The sequence below is a fragment of the Neorhizobium alkalisoli genome, from assembly GCF_007829835.1.
In the GTDB taxonomy this organism is placed as follows: domain Bacteria; phylum Pseudomonadota; class Alphaproteobacteria; order Rhizobiales; family Rhizobiaceae; genus Neorhizobium.
Genome location: NZ_VIWP01000003.1, coordinates 649173 through 665701 on the forward strand (window position 1 = coordinate 649173; position 16529 = coordinate 665701).

The window sequence follows — 16529 nt, forward strand, 5'->3', positions numbered from 1 at the left end:
GAGGAAACCGCATCATGTCCAAGCCGTTGACTATCGCAGACCTGAAGAAACTGGCCCGCCGCCGCGTGCCGAAAATGTTCTTCGATTATGCCGATAGCGGCGCCTGGACCGAAGGGACTTACCGCGCCAACGAAGACGACTTTTCCAAGATCAAACTGCGCCAGCGCGTGCTGGTCGACATGACCAACCGTTCGCTGGCAACCACCATGGTCGGCCAGAAGACGGTGATGCCCGTGGCACTCGCCCCGACCGGCCTCACCGGCATGCAGCATGCCGATGGCGAAATGCTCGCGGCCAAGGCTGCGGAAGAATTCGGCGTGCCCTTCACGCTGTCGACCATGAGCATATGCTCCATCGAGGATGTGAAGTCGGTCACGTCCAAACCCTTCTGGTTCCAGCTTTACGTGATGAAGGATCGTGGTTTCATCGAACGACTGATCGGCCGTGCCAAGGCCGCCGGCTGCGCCGCCCTCGTCGTCACCGCCGACCTGCAGATTCTCGGCCAGCGCCACAAGGACCTGCGCAACGGCCTGTCCGCTCCCCCGAAATGGACGCTGAACAGCGCCATGCAGCTCGCCACGAGACCGCAATGGTGCCTGGAAATGCTCGGCACCAAGCGCCGCGGCTTCGGCAATATCGTCGGCCATGCGAGCAACGTTTCCGACCTCTCCTCGCTCAGCGCCTGGACGGCCGAACAGTTCGATCCGCAGCTTTCCTGGGACGATATCCGCTGGATCAAGGACCTCTGGGGCGGCAAGCTGATCATCAAGGGCATTCTGGATGAGGAAGACGCCCGCGCCGCTGCCGATACCGGCGCCGACGCGCTGATCGTCTCAAACCATGGCGGCCGCCAGCTCGACGGCGCCCCCTCCTCGATCAGCATGCTGCCGAAAATCGTCGACGCGGTTGGCGACCGGATCGAAGTGCATTTCGACGGCGGTATCCGTTCCGGCCAAGACGTGCTGAAGGCGGTCGCTCTCGGCGCCAAGGGCACCTATATCGGCCGCCCCTTCCTCTACGGCCTCGGCGCCATGGGCAAGGAAGGCGTCACCACGGCGCTGGACATCATCCGCAAGGAGATGGACATCACCATGGCACTCTGCGGCAAACGCGACATCGCCGATTGCGGCAAGAATATTCTGGCAAGCCAGCCGTTCTGATAGTCAGAACGCGGGCCTGGTGCAGGATCAGGAGCACCAGCCCTTGCCCGCGCCTGGTCGCTTTGCAAGGCCTTCGCTGACGAGAATATCGGCCAGCGAACGGCCGTTGCGGGTGACGGCACGCAGCTTGTGACCGTCGATCTCGGCATCATTGCCCTGCCAGCTCTGCAGCTCGAACGGGCCCGAATCGAGAAAGGCGCGGACACGCAGTTCCGCATCGCTCGCCTTGATCCGCTCGGCCTCGCAATGCGGCTTCTTGATATCCGGCACTTCGATACCGACCAGCCGGATTTTCTGGCCGTGGAAAACGAAACGATCGGCGGAAACGACGCAGTCATCCTGCTTGGCCGTGCCGCACAGGAAGAATTTTGCCTCATAGCCGCCGGCAAGTTTTTCGCCGGTCACAGGAGCAACGGTCAGCGTCTCGGCGGGCTTCACCATGGCCTGCAGAACCGGGCGACCGATCGGTGCCGGCGGAATGATTGCAGCGGTCAGGCTCTGGTCCGGCGGAAGATGCGGCACGGCGGTCACCGGCCGGTGCGTGACGGCAGCGAGCGGCTTCGGCGGCACTGGCTTTTCCGCCGATTGTTCGGCCCGCGCGGTTTCCTGCTTTGCCGGCTCCGGCTTCGAAGCCAGCTGGACGGGAGAGCGGGATGTCAGGCCGGTGATGAAATGCCGGGTGGCAGGCGAATTGTCGTAAAGTGCAATGGCTCCGCCGACGCCGACAAGCGCCGCGACCCAGGGCCAGAGCGTCGAGCCGGAAGCCGGCTTTGCCCGCTTCGTGCTCTTGCGCTTCGCCGTCGATTTCCCCCGCGCCTGTGCCATGCCGTCTCTCCTGTCGAATCGTCGGGAATTATCGACGGGAAAGGATTGCGGAATGGTTTCCGGGGTGTGCGATCAGTAGTGGAAGCGGCATTGGAGAATGACGAGCTTCTGATCCCGGCCGGTACCTTCGACATAATAAATCAGGCGATGCTCCTGCGAGATCCGTCGAGACCACGCACCTTTCATCTGCCCACGCAAAGGCTCAGGCTTTCCCAGCCCTTCAAAGGGGTGGCGCATCGCATCTCGCAAAAGTTCGTTGATCCGCAAAAGCAGCTTTTCATCCTGCTTCTGCCAATGGAGATAATCCTCCCAGCCCTGGGCGTGCCAAACCAGCAGCATAAGACCACTATTCTTTGGGTTCGATCAGACCATGCTGGATAAGGTTTCGGCCATCCGTGGCCTCTTCGAGTGCCTCAATGAGACGCTTTGCATTTGCCGGCGTTGACAAAAGGTGCAAGGTTTCCAGCATGCCCTCATATTCGTCCTTGTCGATCAATATCGCGGATCGTTTGTCGCGTCGCATGATCTCGACTGCGGTGCGATCGTTCGCGACTTCGTCGAGAAGACTGGCAAGCTCCTGACGGGCTTGGGAAAACATCACCGTTCGCATCATGGCCTCCGCAGAACTTGTACAATATATAGTACAATTCATGACATTTGTCCATTAGAGCGGCGACGGGACCAGTCTTTCACACCCGCCCGCTTGCGAGCGCACTCGCCCATTCCGCGCGGCCGTTTTCGGCGGCAAGGCGCGACATCGCCATGTGGTCATAAGCGACGGTGCGGAATTGCGGTGCCCAGCCGCGTTCGGTCTTTTCCAGAATGGCATAGGAGGCCAGGGCATTGCCGGTCTCGACCTTGTGCGGCACCGGCTCCTCGTCGGAATAGGCAGGGCAACCAACGCTGCCGGGATTGACGATCAGCCGGCCATCGGAAAGCTGTATGGCACGCGGAATATGGCTGTGGCCGCAGAGGATCAGCGGCTGTTCCACGCCGGAAGCCAAAACCTCGATCTCCTCCTGAGATTTGAGAAAGACACGGCCATCCGTGGAGACGGTTTCGAGCAGGTAGACATCGTCATGCCGCGGCGTGGCGTGGCAGAGAAAAACCTCATCTCGGAAAACCATGCTGACCGGCAGTTTGCGAAGCCATTCGATATGCCGCGGCGAGAGCTGGTGATAGGCGTGGGAATCGGATCTGCCCATGTTTGCAGGCGGCGTTTCCAGAAGATAGCGGTCATGATTTCCGCGTACTGTATGTGTGGCAGCCATATCGAGCAGGAGCAGCAGGTCTCCTGTCCGGTCGGCTTCCAGAGGACCGCTGAAACAGTCGCCGAGATTGACGATGTCGCGAATGCCGAGGGTGGCGATGTCATCCAGCACAGCCTGCAGGGCGGCGCAATTGCAATGGATGTCGGCGATCGCGGCAAAGCGCATCAGCTGCCCCTATAGGTCGAATAACCATAGGGCGAGAGAAGCAGCGGCACGTGGTAATGGGCCGTCACGTCCGACATGCCGAACCGGATCGGGATCACGTCGAGAAAGGCCGGTTCCGGCAGCAAAATCCCCTGCCCGCGCAAAAAATCACCGGCATGAAAAACGAGTTCGTAGGTGCCCGCGACAAAGGCCTCGCCCGCAAGGATCGGCCCGCCATCGACGCGGCCATCGGCATTGGTCGTCACCGTCTTCAGCTTTTGCCGCGTATCGCCGTCGATCCGGTAGAGATCGATCGCGAGCCCCTCGGCCGGTCGGCCGGTTGCCGTATCGAGCACATGGGTGGTGAGGCCGGTCATAGGTCTGGCTCCGCGATGGAATAGGGCGTTTCGAAGAAGAATTCTTCCAGATTGGCGGCGGTATTGTCGCGATCGACGACAAGGAAATCGCTGACCGCGCCAAGCGCCATCAGCGGATGATGCCAGGCATTGGCGAAATAATTGACGCCCTGGTCCGCTCTTGCGAGGAAAATCTTCGGCTTGCCTGGCCGACCACCTTCATCATCAGAAACGCCGACGAGAAACGGCTTTCCGGAGAGCGGCATAAAGCTCTGGCTGCCAAACGGGTGCCGCTCCATCATGCCGACCGAATAAGGAAACTGCCGCGGCTGGCCGCGAAAGATGTTGAAGATCAACCGCTCCGGCGCACCGACCACGACCGGCTGACCGAGCGCGTGAAAACGCTCCGTCGTGCCATTGTTGATCAGCCGCATTTTCGACGGATCGGCCTCGATCACCTCGCCATAGGGGGCGAAAGAGGTTTTGGTAAGGGGGAGGATTTCGAGAAATTCGCTCACAGTCATTCGCCTTAAATAATGCTTGCCGGATCATTCGCCCTGTGCACGCCAATTGCGCAAGGCATCCAAATGCGCCAGGAATTCTGGAATTGTCCGGTCGACAGTCAGCCAGAGAATATCGATATCCAGATGAAAATACTGATGCGCAATGCGGTTGCGCATGTTTCTGATATCCTTCCAGGCAATTTCAGGGTGGTCGATAACGAAGTCCGGAAAATGATCCATGATCTTCGTTACGCACTCACCGATCGCCATGATATTGGCGACCACGGCATCCTGCCTGATCTCATCCAGCCGAAACGCCTCGAGGTTTTGTCCCTTCGCGTATCTGACAACCTTGCTGCCCGTTACGAACATGCGGTCGAGATAGATTTCAAGCCGTTCCGATGTCATATGGCGGCAGCTTCGGCAATGATGCGTTTGCGGATCCCCGGCGGAAAATCTCCCGGTACCTTGACGTCAACACTGATGCCCAGAGCATCTTCAAGATCGCCCTGCAAGCCACCGAGGGTAAACAGAGATGTCGAGGGCGACGGATCGACAAGGATATCGAGATCGCTGTCGGTGCGGTCTTCTCCACGCAGCACGGAACCGTAGACACGAGGATTGGAGACCTGCCGACGAGCGACGATCTGGCGAATGACTTCCCGGTTCTGCTCCAAGACTTCCGACGGTCTCATGATTTTGCCTTTGCTGACAGAACAACTATAGGCGATGGTCCGCGCCAAGAAAAGGATGCCTCACGCCTCCGGCAGCAAGGCCAGAAGCCGCAACAGGGCGATCCTCTCCACCTGCGCCGTCGCCGTTTCGAATTCCGCCTCGGCATCATTGCCGACCCGCGCTTCAAACGCGGCCAGAATGTCGTCCTTCGTCAGTCCCTTGACCGCAATGATGAAAGGAAAGCCGAATTTTTCCGTATAGGCGGTGTTGAGCGCGGTGAAGCGGGCATGTTCCGCCGGCGACAGTCGGTCGAGCCCGGCGCCGGCCTGTTCCTTGCGGCTGCCTTCGGTCAATTCGCCGGCAATGGCGAGCTTTCCGGCAAGATCCGGATGCGACCGCAGGATGGTGAGCCGCTCGTCCCGGCCTGCATTGCGAAACACCTGCACCATGGCCGCATGCACGCCCTTCGCCGTCAGCGGCACGAAAATCAGCCCGCCGTCATAGGCACGCTCGGCTATGACGGGCGAATGTTCGAAAACGCCGCCAAACCGTTCAATGAAATCGCCACGTGCCGTCATGCGGTCGCTGCCGGCTTGTGATGCGCATGCCAATGCCTTGCGATCTCGATGCGCTGCGGCACCCAGACTTTTTCGTGGGAGAGCACATATTCCATGAAGCGCCTAAGCCCCGCGACACGGCCGGGCCGGCCGACGAGGCGGCAATGCAGGCCGACCGACATCATTTTGGGCGCCCCTTCCTGGCCTTCGCGATAAAGCGTGTCGAAGGCGTCCTTGAGATAGGTAAAGAACTGGTCGCCGGAGTTGAAACCCTGCGGCGTCGCAAAGCGCATATCGTTGGTATCAAGCGTATAGGGAACGATCAGGAACGGCTTGCCGTCCAGACCCGGCACCCAGGAGGGCAGATCGTCGGCATAGCTGTCGGAGGAATAGAGGAAACCGCCCTCTTCCATGACAAGCTTCAGCGTATTGTCCGAGGGTTTGCCCTGATACATGCCATAAGGCCGCTCGCCGACGAGCTCGGTATGCAGGCGCACGGCTTCCAAAATGTGCTCGCGCTCCTTCGCCTCGGGAAAATCCTTGTATTCCAGCCAGCGATAGCCGTGGCTGGCGATTTCCCAGCCGGCTTCCTTCATGGCGGCGACGGCTTCAGGATTGCGCGCCATGGCGAGTGTGACGCCATAGACGGTGCATTGCATCTTGAGCTCGGTGAACAGCCGCCACAGCCGCCAGAAGCCGGCGCGGGAGCCGTATTCGTAGATCGATTCCATGTTTAGATTGCGCTGGCCCGGCCAAGGCGCCGCACCGACGATTTCCGACAGCAGGTTTTCCGAGGCCGGATCGCCATCCATGATCGAGCTCTCGCCGCCCTCCTCGTAATTGATCACGAATTGCACCGCGACATGGGCGCCGCCCGGCCATTTCGGATCGGGCGGGTTGCGGCCGTAACCGATGAGTTCGCGCGGATAGTCTTTTGCCTGCATGTCGTTCACCTCGTATTTTTCGGCAACGGTAGCGCACCCGTTCGCCGAATGTCGAGATGGAAACGTGAGCCTACAGCCCAGCCATCCTCAGCAGTGCCACACAGGCGACGCCGAGCGCGACGGCGGCAAGCATCGGCAGCCGCAGGGCGGCAATCGCGGTGACGCCGCAGGCCACGGTTTCGGCAATCCCGGTCGCAAAGGCGGTCGGCGCCACGACCGCCATCAGCACGGCCGGTGGGATCGATTCGATCGCCTTGCGACGATTGCCGTCGAGCGAGACATGGCGAACGAGCACAAGACCGCTGACCCGTGTAAAAATGGTCGCGGCCGCCATCGCGAGAATGGCGAGAAGCGTATCGAGATCCACGCTCACGACAGGGCCTCCGCAGCTTCGCGCCGTCCGCCGGCAAGGGCGACCAGCAGGCCGGCAAGCGCGCCGGCGGCGATATACCAGACACCGGGGATGAAATGCTGGGTGGCGACGGCGGCCGCACCGCTTGCCGCCAGCACGGCACCGGTCTGCGGGCCTTTCCAGAATCCCATGATCAGCACGATGAAGACCGCCGGAAAGGCAAAATCGAGACCGAGCGTGACGGGATCGCCGAGGAAGGCGCCGAGCACAGCGCCCGCCAGCCCGGACAAGACCCAGGCGAGGTAAAAGGGTGTCGCGAGACCGGCGAACCAGGCCGGCGTCAGTTTTGCCGCACGCGAGCGGAACTCGGCCATGGCCCAGATCTCGTCGGCGAGGAAGAGCATGGAGGTGACCCGCGATGCCGGCGAAAAACCGTCCATCTTGGTGGCAAGAGAGGCGCTCATCAGCACGTGGCGGATATTGACGAGCAGGGCTGCAAAGCCGAGGCCCGTCCAGGCGGCCGGATGCGTCCAGATATCCATCGCCACGAATTGTGAGCCGCCGGCAAAGACCAGCGCACTCATCAACGCGACTTCTACCGGCGAAAGCCCTTTGGTGGCGGCCACGGCTCCAAAGACGAGGCCGATCGGCACGACAGCCGCAATCAGCGGCGCAATCGCGGCCATGCCGCCCAGAAACTCCCGGGATCTCATTTTCGTCTGCACGTCAAATTCTCCTCCATGCCTAGCATCCGCCCCTCATCCGCCTGCCGGCACCTTCTCCCCGCTGGCGGGGAGAAGGGATATGCCGCACTCTCCATGGCCCAATCGGGGCACGTCCCCTCTACCCACCTGAGGGGAGAGGGTTAGGGTGAGGGGCAAAACCGGATGGGAAGGCCTGCTTCGGCGAGAGCCATTAAAGCCTCGCAAAAAGCGCGTATTGAACAAAAGTGACAGCCGGCCATCAGTCGAGCAGAGAAGTCACCGCACGGAGATATCGCTTCAACGGACGCGATATTGCCCCGGCGTCAAACCGCTGCGGGCCTTGAAATGTCGGGTGAAATGCGCCTGGTCGGCAAAGCCGCATTCGAGCGCGATCTCCGCCGGCTGGCCGCCCTGCCGCAGGCGGCGGCGGGCATGCTGGACGCGGATATCGGTGAGGAAGGAATGCGGCGTGATATGGAATTGCCGCCGAAAGGCGCGGATCAGATGGGCGCGGCTGAGGCCGGCGACCGAGGCCAGCTCCTCGAGCCCGACATCATCGGCAAAATTCTCGACCAGATAGTCGCGCGCCCGCTCGACGGCATTCTTTTCGCGCGTATCAGCCGGGATGATGATCGAGCTGCCATGGCGGCGGAAAACCGCGTCGAGCACTTCGAACATCGGCTGGCTGGTCTCAAGCGCGCCGGCACCCTCTTCCAGCGTGACATGCGCCCGATAAAAAGCATCCGCCAGCGCCTGGTCGCGCAGGATCTGCCGCCCGAAAGCCGGCGTGCCCTGAAACGGCTTGCCGGTGACGTCCTCCAGGATCTCGCGCAAAAGCGCCATGTCCGGATAGATCATCCGGTAACGATAGCCACCCTCGCGCGGCGCGCCGTCATGGATCTCGCCGGGATTGATCAGATAAAGGTCGCCGGGACCGGAGGCCTCGCGGGTGCCGCGGATCGTCGCTATCTGCGCGCCCTTGTCGATCGCGCCGATGCTGAACGTGTCATGCGCATGCGGCGCGAACTGATGGGTCAGAAACGTCGCCGACAGGCATTCCATGCCGCCGAAGCGCGTATCCCGCCAGAAACGGGTCTTTTCCGCCTGTGCCAGCGGCATATGGTCGGAAGCCTGTTCCTGCGAGATATTGTCCATGCCTCAAGTCTAGCAGATTTGCCGGCAGGGCTCTTGAACAAAAGTGACAAGCGGACGACCGGGACAGAACCGCCCCGGATCGCCTCAGGCGATCTTGCGGGCGGCGACGCGCCCCATCGGATGCAGCGAATGAACGAGGAAGGGCGCACCCGGTTCGTCTTCGACAAATAGCGCGAGATTGGCGACTTCGACCGGCTTCGTCAGATAAGGGTCAAAATAATCCCGCAGCGCCAGTTCGAAGCGCGGCATATCCTTCTGCGCCATCGGGCCTGTCAGCGTCATGTGGAAGCGATATTCGTCCATGACATAGGCATTGCCCCAGCGGTAGAGATTGGCGAATTGCGGCGCCGAGAGATCGCCTGGATCGCAGCGTTCCAGCTCGTCATCCGAAAGCGGCGCACGAAACACGTCGAATTCCTGCACCACGGAGCAGGCGAGATGACGCATCTGCTCGCAGGGGCGCATCGCCATCAGACCATAATAATTGCCGAGCCGCCCGACTTCGAGCAGCGGCAGTTCGAACGGATCATGGGCGCCGGCAAAGCGCATCAGGTGGCGCAGCAGCATCGATTCGGTAATGCCCGAGGCCAGCCGGAATGGTGCCTTGAGCGTGGCATGAAAACCGCTGCGGCGCGGGATCGCCGTGTTATAGGCAATATCATGCAGACCGATGCCGCGCACGGCCGGCATGTCGGTCGCCTCGCCCGAAAACGCACTGCGACCAAGCCATTGCGACGCTGCAAGTGTCAGCGGATCATGGGCCGGCGGAGTAAAATATATGGCATAACGCATGCGTCACCTTCTTGCGCGCCTCTTCGGACCATCGGTCCTTCCAGCGCCTGTGGCCTGCCCCGATATCTTACGCGATGCTCAACTATCCCCGGTGAGCGGATTAGGTGATTTGCGTGACAGATTAACGACGAAGAGACCTCTAATTCGCGTTTAACGCGAAGCAACGGCAAGATGATTTTGCAGTGTAAAGGAGGCCGGAAGCGCAATTTCGCGGCCGATTGCCAGATCAACCGCCATTTCGGCAAGTTTATGTGCAAGGCCGAAGCTGACTTTGAAGCCGCCCGTCAATGCAATCACATGTGGATGATCGGGATGTGACCCGACCATCGGATCACGGTCGATCGCCTTCGGCCGCAGACCCGCCCAGCGCTCGATGATGGGCGCATCGCCCAGCATGGGAACGAGATCGCGGGCACGCCGGATCAGGTCGTCGAGCTGCGCATCGGTCGAGCCGGCATCATCGAACACGTCCTCGCTCGTGCTGCCGATCGCAACATGCCCGCCCTCATGGGCAACGACATAAAGCCCGTTCAGAAAAATCACCGGCAGCGCCGGATCAATATCGGCCTTCAGCAACGCAGCCTGCCCCTTGACCGGCTGGCCGATCGGTTTTGGCATCGGCGCCGAAATGGCTTCCAGGATCGGGAACGATTGATGGCCGACAGAGACGATGCAGTGGCCGAAAGCGATCCTGCGGCCATCAGAAAGAAGGACGGTCCGGGCGACCGGATCGATATCGATTGCGGCAAGGCCTTCGGCGACATGCACATGTCGGCCCTTCCGCAAGGCAGCGGCAAGAGCTGTCGTCAGCAGCCGCGGAGAAACGCGCGCCGCGAACGTGTCGTGCACAAGGCCTGCGTCAAAACTGTTCTGGGGCCAACCGGAGACCGGCGAGCCGTCGAGCACGTGCCAATGAAAGCGATGGCCCGACTGGTGCCAGTTCGTTTCGGCTTCGGTGGAATGCCGCAGCGCGATCGTCCGCAGATGCGGTTTTGGCAACGGGATCAGCCGGCCCGAACGCCGGTAACCGCAGGAAAGACCCGTCTCGGCTTCCAGCACCGCCACCTCGTCTTCGAGCGACAGAAGCGCTTCGAACTGGAACTGCTTCTTGTCGTTCCACTTGTCGGGCATATGCGGCATCAGCGCGCCAAGCAGGCCGCCGCTTGCCCCCTGCCCCAGCTTTCCTGCTTCGACAAGCATTGTGCTTATGCCCAGCCGCTCGGCCTTCACCGCCGCCCAGAGCCCCATGATGCCGCCGCCGAGAATGACGAGATCGGTACGGACCGGAAGATCGGCAAAGGCATGATCCGATTGACCGGCAGAGCCGGGCGGATTATCCGCATGTCCCATGAGCGAGCAAAATCCCGAATTTTCGACAGAGCCGAACCGCATGCCGGCTGCCACGGCGCCGGAGGTCCAGACGCTGGACTGGCATGACGGCGATATGCCGTATTCCCGCGAATTTGGCGATCACTTTTATTGCCGCACCGATGGAAGGCTGGAATGCGGCCATGTCTTTCTCTCCGGCAACAATCTGCCGGAACGCTGGGAAACGATGGTGTCTCCGGACGGAGACACGAGCGTAAAAACCTTCCGCATCGGCGAACTCGGCTTCGGCACCGGCCTGAATTTCTGCGAGACATGGCGGCAGTGGAAAGAAGCCCGCCGCCCTGGCACGCGGCTGCATTTCACCTCGTTCGAACTCTATCCGATGAGCCGCGAAGAGATCGATCGGGCGCTTGTCCGCTGGCCGGAAATCGACGCGGAGCGCAAGGCATTGGTCGCAGCCTGGCCGGACCAGCCCGCCGGCCACGTGGTGATCGACATCGACGAGGCGACCCGCCTGACCGTTATCTGCGGCCCGGCCCTTGTCGGCGTTTCGGCAGCCGAGCCCGATTTCGACGCCTGGTTTCTCGACGGTTTTGCGCCATCGCGCAATGCCGACATGTGGTCCGCGGAACTGATGCAGACACTCTTCGCCAAAACCGTTACCGGTGGCACGTTCGGCACCTATGCGGCGGCCGGCTTCGTGCGTCGCAATCTGGCGGCCGCCGGCTTTACCGTCGAACGCAGACCGGGCTTTGCCGGAAAGCGCGAAATGCTCTGCGGTCGCAAGTCCTGATTTCGGTTAAGTAGACGCACCCGTCACTCCGAGATCAGGAAGACCTGCCGGCAACAATAGGCCTAAAGCAGGAAATCTCCGCTGACGAGATGCAGATTGCCTTTCAGCTTGATGGTGAAATCGGCAAGCCCATCGGCATTCACATCGCCCTGCACATAGGTATAGGCACCGTTGTGATAGGTTCTCAACTGGCCTGAAACCTTGGTGAAATCAGTCTCACCGATAAAGGTAAAACTGTCGTCGGTGATCACATTGTCGGTTTTCGCATCAAGATAGGAAAGGCTGATCCTGTCGCGCTGGGCATGGCTGAAATCGACGATCGTATCGATGCCCATCGTCGCAAGGGTCGTGCTCTTGTCGAACTGGAACGTGTCGGCACCGGTGCCGCCGTAAAGCGTGTCATTGCCCTCGCCGCCGATCAGCACGTCTTTGCCACTGTCGCCCTTCAGCACGTCATTGCCGATCACCCCGGCAAGGATATCGTTGCCGGCGCCGCCCTTGAGCACGTCGCGGCCACCTTATCCCTGTCGAAATAATAGCCGTCGTCGCCATAGAGGCGGTCATTGCCGGCCCCACCGATCAGCGTGTCCTTGCCGGTATATCCCGTCAGGAAATCGGCATTTTTCGTGCCGACAATCGTGTCATTGCCACCCAGCAGCGCTCTTATGGCCGCACCCGGATTGCCCGCCTCGTAAGCATCAAAAATGTCCGCAGCGGAGAGTTTCAGGCCGGTCACGCTGACCGTCTGCACGCCATGGATCTCGACGACCAGCTTGGTGATCGTGCCGCCCAGAACGTCGGTCAGCGTGCCGCCGCTGGTCGTGTATCGAAAACCGTGGCCGGAGAAGGACACGAAGTTTTTGCCGTCGTCATAAAACTTCGCCAGCGTCGATGACAGCGACAAGTGATCATAATCCTCAAGATCACTGACATCGAGGTCGGTGGCTGTGTCAAAACCAGCAGCACCCAAAGGCTTCGTCGTGAGCTTTGCCATGGCAATCCCTATTTATGGATTAGGCATGCCTGCATTTCATCATCGAAACATAACGAACGGATGTAAAATGTCCAGATGAACGGCGATTGCTCGAAACTGTTCTTGATCGAAGCCTCAGTTGATCATTGACGCCACGACAGCACCGCCGATCCACTGGCGGATCTTCTCTTCCAGCGCTTCCGGGCTGATCGGCTTGGACAGGTAATCGTCCATGCCGGCCTGGAAGCAGAGTTCGCGGTCGCTTTCGAGAGCATGGGCGGTGACGCCGATGATCGGCACATGCGCGCCCGTCTCAAGCTCCAGCTCGCGGATCTTCTGCGTCGCCTGATGGCCGTTCATCACGGGCATGGAGACATCCATCAGGATGACCGCCGGATCGTGCTTCTTCCAGGCTTCGACTGCCTCGGCACCATTATGGACGATCTGGAACAGCCAGCCTGTCGTCTGCAGGATCTGGGTGAAAACGATCTGGTTGACCTCGTTATCCTCGGCCACCAGCACGTCGAGCGCCGGGCGGGAGATGACGGCCGGCGTCGAGGCAGGCGTTTCCGGCACGGTGGTGACAACAGGCGCCGCCCTGGTCTCGGCAGCAGGGGCAGACGGCATACGCCGCTTGGTGCGGACCGAGCGCACGACATCGATGACGGTGCTGCGCAGAAGATTGGCGCGCGCCGGCTTCATCAGATGCGCCTGAACATTCAGTTCGGCAAAGATCCGCTCGTCATTGGCCATATCCATCGAGGTCAGGAAAATGATGCCGGTTGCGTCGAAGCGATGGTCGGCGCGCATGGCGCGGGCAAAATCGAGGCCATTCATCACCGGCATATGGTAATCGAGCACGATCGCATCGACGAAAATGCCGATCCGCGAAGCCTCGCGCAGGAAGGCAAGCCCCTCCTCGCCGTTTTCGGCTGCGACCGTGTCAAAACCCCACATCGACAGCTGTTCGGTGAGGATGCGGCGATTGACCGGGTTGTCGTCGACGACAAGCACGCGGGCGCCGCTCGTATTGATCGGCAGGGTCGTTTCCGGCGCCCGTTCGCTGACGACCGGGAAAGGCAGATGCACGGTAAAGACCGAACCGCGGCCAAGCTGGCTTTCCACCTCGACCGATCCGCCGAAGAGTTCGACCAGACCGGATGTGATCGCGAGCCCCAGCCCGGTGCCTTCGTGGCGGCGCGTCGACGAGGTATCGACCTGCGAGAATTTCTCGAAGACCGATTGCAGCTTTTCCTCAGGGATACCGAGACCGGTATCCTCGATGCGGATCGACAGCATCATCTGGCCTTCGTTCGCCGGCTTCGATTTGAGGTCGATGAAGACATGGCCTTTTTCAGTGAACTTGACCGCATTGCCGACGAGATTGGTGACGATCTGCCGGAAACGACCGGCATCGCCAAGCACCGTTTCGCGCACGGACACGTCGCCTCGCACGATCAGCTCGATATCCTTGTCGGCTGCAGCCGACGACAGAAGCGTCGCAACATCCTCGATCGCTTCGACCGGATCGAACGGCGCCTTGCGCAGCTTCATCTGGCCGGCATCGATCTTCGAAAAATCGAGAATGTCGTTGATGATCGTCAGCAGCGCATTGCCGGATTTGACGATGATGTCGATGAACGTCTTCTGGCGCGTATCGAGCTGCGACTTGGCCAGCAGCTCGGCCATGCCGAGCACGCCGTTCATCGGGGTGCGGATCTCATGGCTCATATTGGCCAAAAATTCGGACTTTGCCCGATCGGCCGCCTCGGCGCGGTTGAGAAGGCGCGTCAGCTCCGCCTCGCGCTCCTTGGCGTCGGTGACGTCGGTGAAGACGGCCAGCCAGTGGTCGTCGCCGGTGAGTTTCGCTTCCAACTGCACCCAGCGCCGGTCCTCGATACGGAAGGACGCAAACAGCGGTTCGCCGGCCGAAAGGCTTTCCTCCCAGGACCGCAGCGCAGATGTGGCCTGGTCGGCACCGCCAAGATCGCCGCGGCGCGCGCAAAACCCGAAAATCTGGCGCCATGTTCCGCCATTCGCCAGCATTTCTGCCGGAATTTCCAGCATCGGCACCAGTGCGTCGTTGGAAAACACGATCGCACCGTCATGCAGGATCAAAAGGCCCTGCGACATGGCGCTGGTCGCATCGCGCATCAGCGCGCCATGCCGCTCCAGCGCGGCGCGCGCCTCCTGGATTTCCTCCTCGCGCTTGCGTACAGCGGAAATGTCGACATAGCTCAGGAGCAGCTTGCCGCCGGTCAGCCTTGTGCCGGAAATCACCAGAACACGGCCGTCACGGCTGCGGACCTCGATCGGGATCTCCGGCGTATCCGTCAGCAGCCGGACCCGCTCGTCATAGATCGCATCAAAGGTCTTGTTCCATCCGGCATAGATGCCGTTGTCGAAATTGACCTTGAGAAAATCCCGGTAGCTGCGCCCCGGAAGATCGAACCGCTCACCGGCATCCCAGAAATCGTAGAAGGACGGGTTGGCATATTCGAAAACATAATCGGCGGTCAGGATGGCAATGCCGACCGGGACCGAGTGAAGAATGGTTTCAAGATCGCGGCTGACCTTCTCGGCCTTGGCCTGGGCTTCCTTGATCAGCGTGACGTCAGTGCGCGAGCCGACCAGATAGGCCTGTCCGGTATCGGTATCGATACGCCGCAGACGCGTGAGGACGGGGATGACCGAACCGTCCGGAAAAGTAACCTCCTCCGACTTGTCGATCGCCTCGCCTTCCATGACCCGGACGTTTTCGGCGCGAAACCGCTCGGCAGCGGAGGGGAACATTTCCATGTCCGTCTTGCCGAGAAATTTTTCGAGTGCGCCGCCCAGCATCTGCTCATAGGCGTGGTTGGCATAGGTCAGCTGGTAACCGTCGTTGCGCACGAAGACCGGTGCTGGAAGATCCTCCAGCACAGCGCGGAACAGTTCCGTTTCGCCGACGGTCTTTCGGAGCAGCATTTCCTGCTCCTTGAACTCCGTCACATCGTGGCGGATGGCGATCATCAGGCCATTTTCCAGCCGCTTGTTCATGCTGCGCAGCCAGCGGCCGTCCGCCAGCTGATGAATGCCTTCCCAATAGGGCACCTGGAAGGGTTTCATCCGCTCTGCAACCCAGGCGGCCCTGTCGGCCGCCCCATCCGCTGCCGCCGGCTTTGCGCCCTTCCGGTTGTCATAGGCATGCCCGATAATCTCGGCCAGCGTCGTGCCCGGCCTGACGGCGATCGACATCGCATCGAAATGATCGGTGAGCTGCGAGTTGCAATAGATCAGCGTATCGTTCTTGTCGTAGATGCCGATCCCCATCTCGAGCATGTCGAGCGCATCATCGAGCAGTCCGTTTTCAAACAACGAGGCGGACGGCATGGAGACGAACGGAGCGACGGGCGCTGCGGACCGCGGCGGCACCGGCGGAAATGCGGAAATGGGTGCAGCGCCGGCCGGCTTCGGCTCCAGACGGACCGCTTCGGCAAACGGCACATCCTCATCGAGGGCGACAGGGAACAGTGCACCGAACAGATAGGCATGGTCGTTTTCCGCCAGAAACCGCTCGATGCGGATTTCATGACGCAAGGTGCCGCTGCGATCGAAGGCAAGCGCCGTCTCATCCGTGCCGAAAACCAGCGCGCGACATTCCTTGTCCTTGCGCTCGTCACCTTCTTCACGGCCGCGCAGGCTGCGGCTCGTACGGCCGACCAGATCCTGCGGTGATGTGCCGAACAGGCGTGCATAGGCGGCGTTGACGGCAATGTAGGTCAGCGCGCTGTCCTTGATGAAGGCAGGCTCCGACAGATCATTGATCCGGTCGCATGCTCTCGCCAAGAGTTCGCTTTCCGTCTCCACGCGTCCCCGCTCCCCTATGCTGTAGGCTGCATTGATTTTTGATGTGCGAATCGAATGATAACACCATAGCGGGTGTTAACAACGTGTTGCCCGCAAAGCCTTAATTTGGCCATTTTGCATTTTGTCAAATTTAACTCTCGCTGAAGG

General features: G+C 60.7%; 20 protein-coding genes. 2 read left to right on the plus strand and 18 right to left on the minus strand.

Annotated elements, in window-relative coordinates:
- Window positions 1-14: 14 nt before the first annotated feature.
- Window positions 15-1160: an alpha-hydroxy acid oxidase gene (locus tag FHW37_RS14005; protein ID WP_145637501.1), complete on the plus strand. Its 1146-nt coding sequence runs from the start codon at window positions 15-17 to the stop codon at window positions 1158-1160.
- Between the two features lie 27 nt (window positions 1161-1187).
- Here the strand turns inward: FHW37_RS14005 and FHW37_RS14010 are convergent, their stop codons facing one another.
- From FHW37_RS14010 to FHW37_RS14085, 15 genes are all read right to left on the minus strand, one after another.
- Window positions 1188-1985 carry a hypothetical protein gene (locus FHW37_RS14010; RefSeq protein ID WP_145637502.1) on the minus strand — a complete coding sequence of 266 codons (798 nt, stop codon included), beginning with the start codon at window positions 1983-1985 and terminating at the stop codon, window positions 1188-1190.
- A gap of 72 nt (window positions 1986-2057) precedes the next feature.
- Complete coding sequence (locus tag FHW37_RS14015; RefSeq protein WP_145637504.1) at window positions 2058-2324, minus strand: Txe/YoeB family addiction module toxin; 267 nt, start codon at window positions 2322-2324, stop codon at window positions 2058-2060.
- A gap of 7 nt (window positions 2325-2331) precedes the next feature.
- Complete coding sequence (locus tag FHW37_RS14020) at window positions 2332-2595, minus strand: type II toxin-antitoxin system Phd/YefM family antitoxin (protein WP_145638051.1); 264 nt, start codon at window positions 2593-2595, stop codon at window positions 2332-2334.
- Between the two features lie 79 nt (window positions 2596-2674).
- The gene (locus tag FHW37_RS14025) at window positions 2675-3421 is read right to left on the minus strand and encodes a metallophosphoesterase family protein (RefSeq protein WP_145637505.1); all 747 of its coding nucleotides are present in this window, start codon (window positions 3419-3421) and stop codon (window positions 2675-2677) included.
- The gene (uraH, locus tag FHW37_RS14030; protein ID WP_145637506.1) at window positions 3421-3777 is read right to left on the minus strand and encodes a hydroxyisourate hydrolase; all 357 of its coding nucleotides are present in this window, start codon (window positions 3775-3777) and stop codon (window positions 3421-3423) included. Before uraH ends, FHW37_RS14025 begins: the two co-directional genes overlap by 1 nt.
- Entirely contained in the window at window positions 3774-4274 is a 501-nt protein-coding gene (locus FHW37_RS14035) for an ureidoglycolate lyase (protein WP_145637507.1), read from the minus strand. The genes uraH and FHW37_RS14035 overlap by 4 nt, the downstream gene beginning before the upstream one ends.
- Before the next feature lie 30 nt (window positions 4275-4304).
- Complete coding sequence (locus FHW37_RS14040) at window positions 4305-4667, minus strand: HepT-like ribonuclease domain-containing protein (RefSeq protein WP_145637508.1); 363 nt, start codon at window positions 4665-4667, stop codon at window positions 4305-4307.
- Complete coding sequence (locus FHW37_RS14045; protein ID WP_145638053.1) at window positions 4664-4954, minus strand: nucleotidyltransferase family protein; 291 nt, start codon at window positions 4952-4954, stop codon at window positions 4664-4666. The genes FHW37_RS14040 and FHW37_RS14045 overlap by 4 nt, the downstream gene beginning before the upstream one ends.
- 60 nt (window positions 4955-5014) lie before the next feature.
- Window positions 5015-5512 (minus strand): 2-oxo-4-hydroxy-4-carboxy-5-ureidoimidazoline decarboxylase, encoded by a 498-nt coding sequence (gene uraD / locus FHW37_RS14050; protein ID WP_145637509.1) that lies wholly within the window; start codon window positions 5510-5512, stop codon window positions 5015-5017.
- Complete coding sequence (gene puuE / locus FHW37_RS14055; RefSeq protein WP_145637511.1) at window positions 5509-6435, minus strand: allantoinase PuuE; 927 nt, start codon at window positions 6433-6435, stop codon at window positions 5509-5511. Before puuE ends, uraD begins: the two co-directional genes overlap by 4 nt.
- A 70-nt stretch (window positions 6436-6505) precedes the next feature.
- On the minus strand, window positions 6506-6808 hold the full coding sequence (locus FHW37_RS14060) for an AzlD family protein (protein ID WP_145637512.1): 303 nt from the start codon (window positions 6806-6808) through the stop codon (window positions 6506-6508).
- Entirely contained in the window at window positions 6805-7500 is a 696-nt protein-coding gene (locus tag FHW37_RS14065; RefSeq protein ID WP_145638054.1) for an AzlC family ABC transporter permease, read from the minus strand. The genes FHW37_RS14060 and FHW37_RS14065 overlap by 4 nt, the downstream gene beginning before the upstream one ends.
- 288 nt (window positions 7501-7788) lie before the next feature.
- Window positions 7789-8646: an AraC family transcriptional regulator gene (locus tag FHW37_RS14075; protein ID WP_145637515.1), complete on the minus strand. Its 858-nt coding sequence runs from the start codon at window positions 8644-8646 to the stop codon at window positions 7789-7791.
- A gap of 84 nt (window positions 8647-8730) precedes the next feature.
- The gene (locus FHW37_RS14080; protein WP_145637516.1) at window positions 8731-9438 is read right to left on the minus strand and encodes a DUF1045 domain-containing protein; all 708 of its coding nucleotides are present in this window, start codon (window positions 9436-9438) and stop codon (window positions 8731-8733) included.
- Between the two features lie 150 nt (window positions 9439-9588).
- A complete protein-coding gene (locus FHW37_RS14085; RefSeq protein ID WP_145637518.1) occupies window positions 9589-10788 on the minus strand; it encodes an NAD(P)/FAD-dependent oxidoreductase in 1200 nt (399 codons plus the stop codon).
- Window positions 10789-10828: 40 nt separating this feature from the next.
- On the opposite strand from FHW37_RS14085, the gene mnmD reads away from it, so the two are divergent.
- Window positions 10829-11560, plus strand: a complete 732-nt coding sequence (gene mnmD, locus FHW37_RS14090; RefSeq protein ID WP_186458273.1) for a tRNA (5-methylaminomethyl-2-thiouridine)(34)-methyltransferase MnmD — start codon at window positions 10829-10831, stop codon at window positions 11558-11560.
- A gap of 62 nt (window positions 11561-11622) precedes the next feature.
- Here mnmD and FHW37_RS34480 read toward each other — a convergent pair whose 3' ends face one another.
- From FHW37_RS34480 to FHW37_RS14105, 3 genes are all read right to left on the minus strand, one after another.
- Window positions 11623-12066 (minus strand): M10 family metallopeptidase C-terminal domain-containing protein, encoded by a 444-nt coding sequence (locus FHW37_RS34480; RefSeq protein WP_145637522.1) that lies wholly within the window; start codon window positions 12064-12066, stop codon window positions 11623-11625.
- Window positions 12024-12554, minus strand: coding sequence for a calcium-binding protein (locus FHW37_RS14100; RefSeq protein ID WP_145637524.1), 531 nt, complete (start codon window positions 12552-12554; stop codon window positions 12024-12026). The genes FHW37_RS34480 and FHW37_RS14100 overlap by 43 nt, the downstream gene beginning before the upstream one ends.
- A 114-nt stretch (window positions 12555-12668) precedes the next feature.
- Window positions 12669-16382, minus strand: a complete 3714-nt coding sequence (locus tag FHW37_RS14105; RefSeq protein ID WP_145637526.1) for a response regulator — start codon at window positions 16380-16382, stop codon at window positions 12669-12671.
- Window positions 16383-16529 lie beyond the last annotated feature (147 nt).

Coding starts and splice junctions, on each gene's coding strand:
- FHW37_RS14005 (WP_145637501.1), top strand. CDS start 15: ATGTCCAAGCCGTTGACTATCGCAGACCTGAAGAAACTGGCCCGCCGC.
- FHW37_RS14010 (WP_145637502.1), bottom strand. CDS start 1,985: ATGGCACAGGCGCGGGGGAAATCGACGGCGAAGCGCAAGAGCACGAAG.
- FHW37_RS14015 (WP_145637504.1), bottom strand. CDS start 2,324: ATGCTGCTGGTTTGGCACGCCCAGGGCTGGGAGGATTATCTCCATTGG.
- FHW37_RS14020 (WP_145638051.1), bottom strand. CDS start 2,595: ATGCGAACGGTGATGTTTTCCCAAGCCCGTCAGGAGCTTGCCAGTCTT.
- FHW37_RS14025 (WP_145637505.1), bottom strand. CDS start 3,421: ATGCGCTTTGCCGCGATCGCCGACATCCATTGCAATTGCGCCGCCCTG.
- uraH (WP_145637506.1), bottom strand. CDS start 3,777: ATGACCGGCCTCACCACCCATGTGCTCGATACGGCAACCGGCCGACCG.
- FHW37_RS14040 (WP_145637508.1), bottom strand. CDS start 4,667: ATGACATCGGAACGGCTTGAAATCTATCTCGACCGCATGTTCGTAACG.
- FHW37_RS14045 (WP_145638053.1), bottom strand. CDS start 4,954: ATGAGACCGTCGGAAGTCTTGGAGCAGAACCGGGAAGTCATTCGCCAG.
- uraD (WP_145637509.1), bottom strand. CDS start 5,512: ATGACGGCACGTGGCGATTTCATTGAACGGTTTGGCGGCGTTTTCGAA.
- puuE (WP_145637511.1), bottom strand. CDS start 6,435: ATGCAGGCAAAAGACTATCCGCGCGAACTCATCGGTTACGGCCGCAAC.
- FHW37_RS14065 (WP_145638054.1), bottom strand. CDS start 7,500: ATGAGATCCCGGGAGTTTCTGGGCGGCATGGCCGCGATTGCGCCGCTG.
- FHW37_RS14075 (WP_145637515.1), bottom strand. CDS start 8,646: ATGGACAATATCTCGCAGGAACAGGCTTCCGACCATATGCCGCTGGCA.
- FHW37_RS14080 (WP_145637516.1), bottom strand. CDS start 9,438: ATGCGTTATGCCATATATTTTACTCCGCCGGCCCATGATCCGCTGACA.
- FHW37_RS14085 (WP_145637518.1), bottom strand. CDS start 10,788: ATGGGACATGCGGATAATCCGCCCGGCTCTGCCGGTCAATCGGATCAT.
- mnmD (WP_186458273.1), top strand. CDS start 10,829: ATGCCGGCTGCCACGGCGCCGGAGGTCCAGACGCTGGACTGGCATGAC.
- FHW37_RS14100 (WP_145637524.1), bottom strand. CDS start 12,554: ATGGCAAAGCTCACGACGAAGCCTTTGGGTGCTGCTGGTTTTGACACA.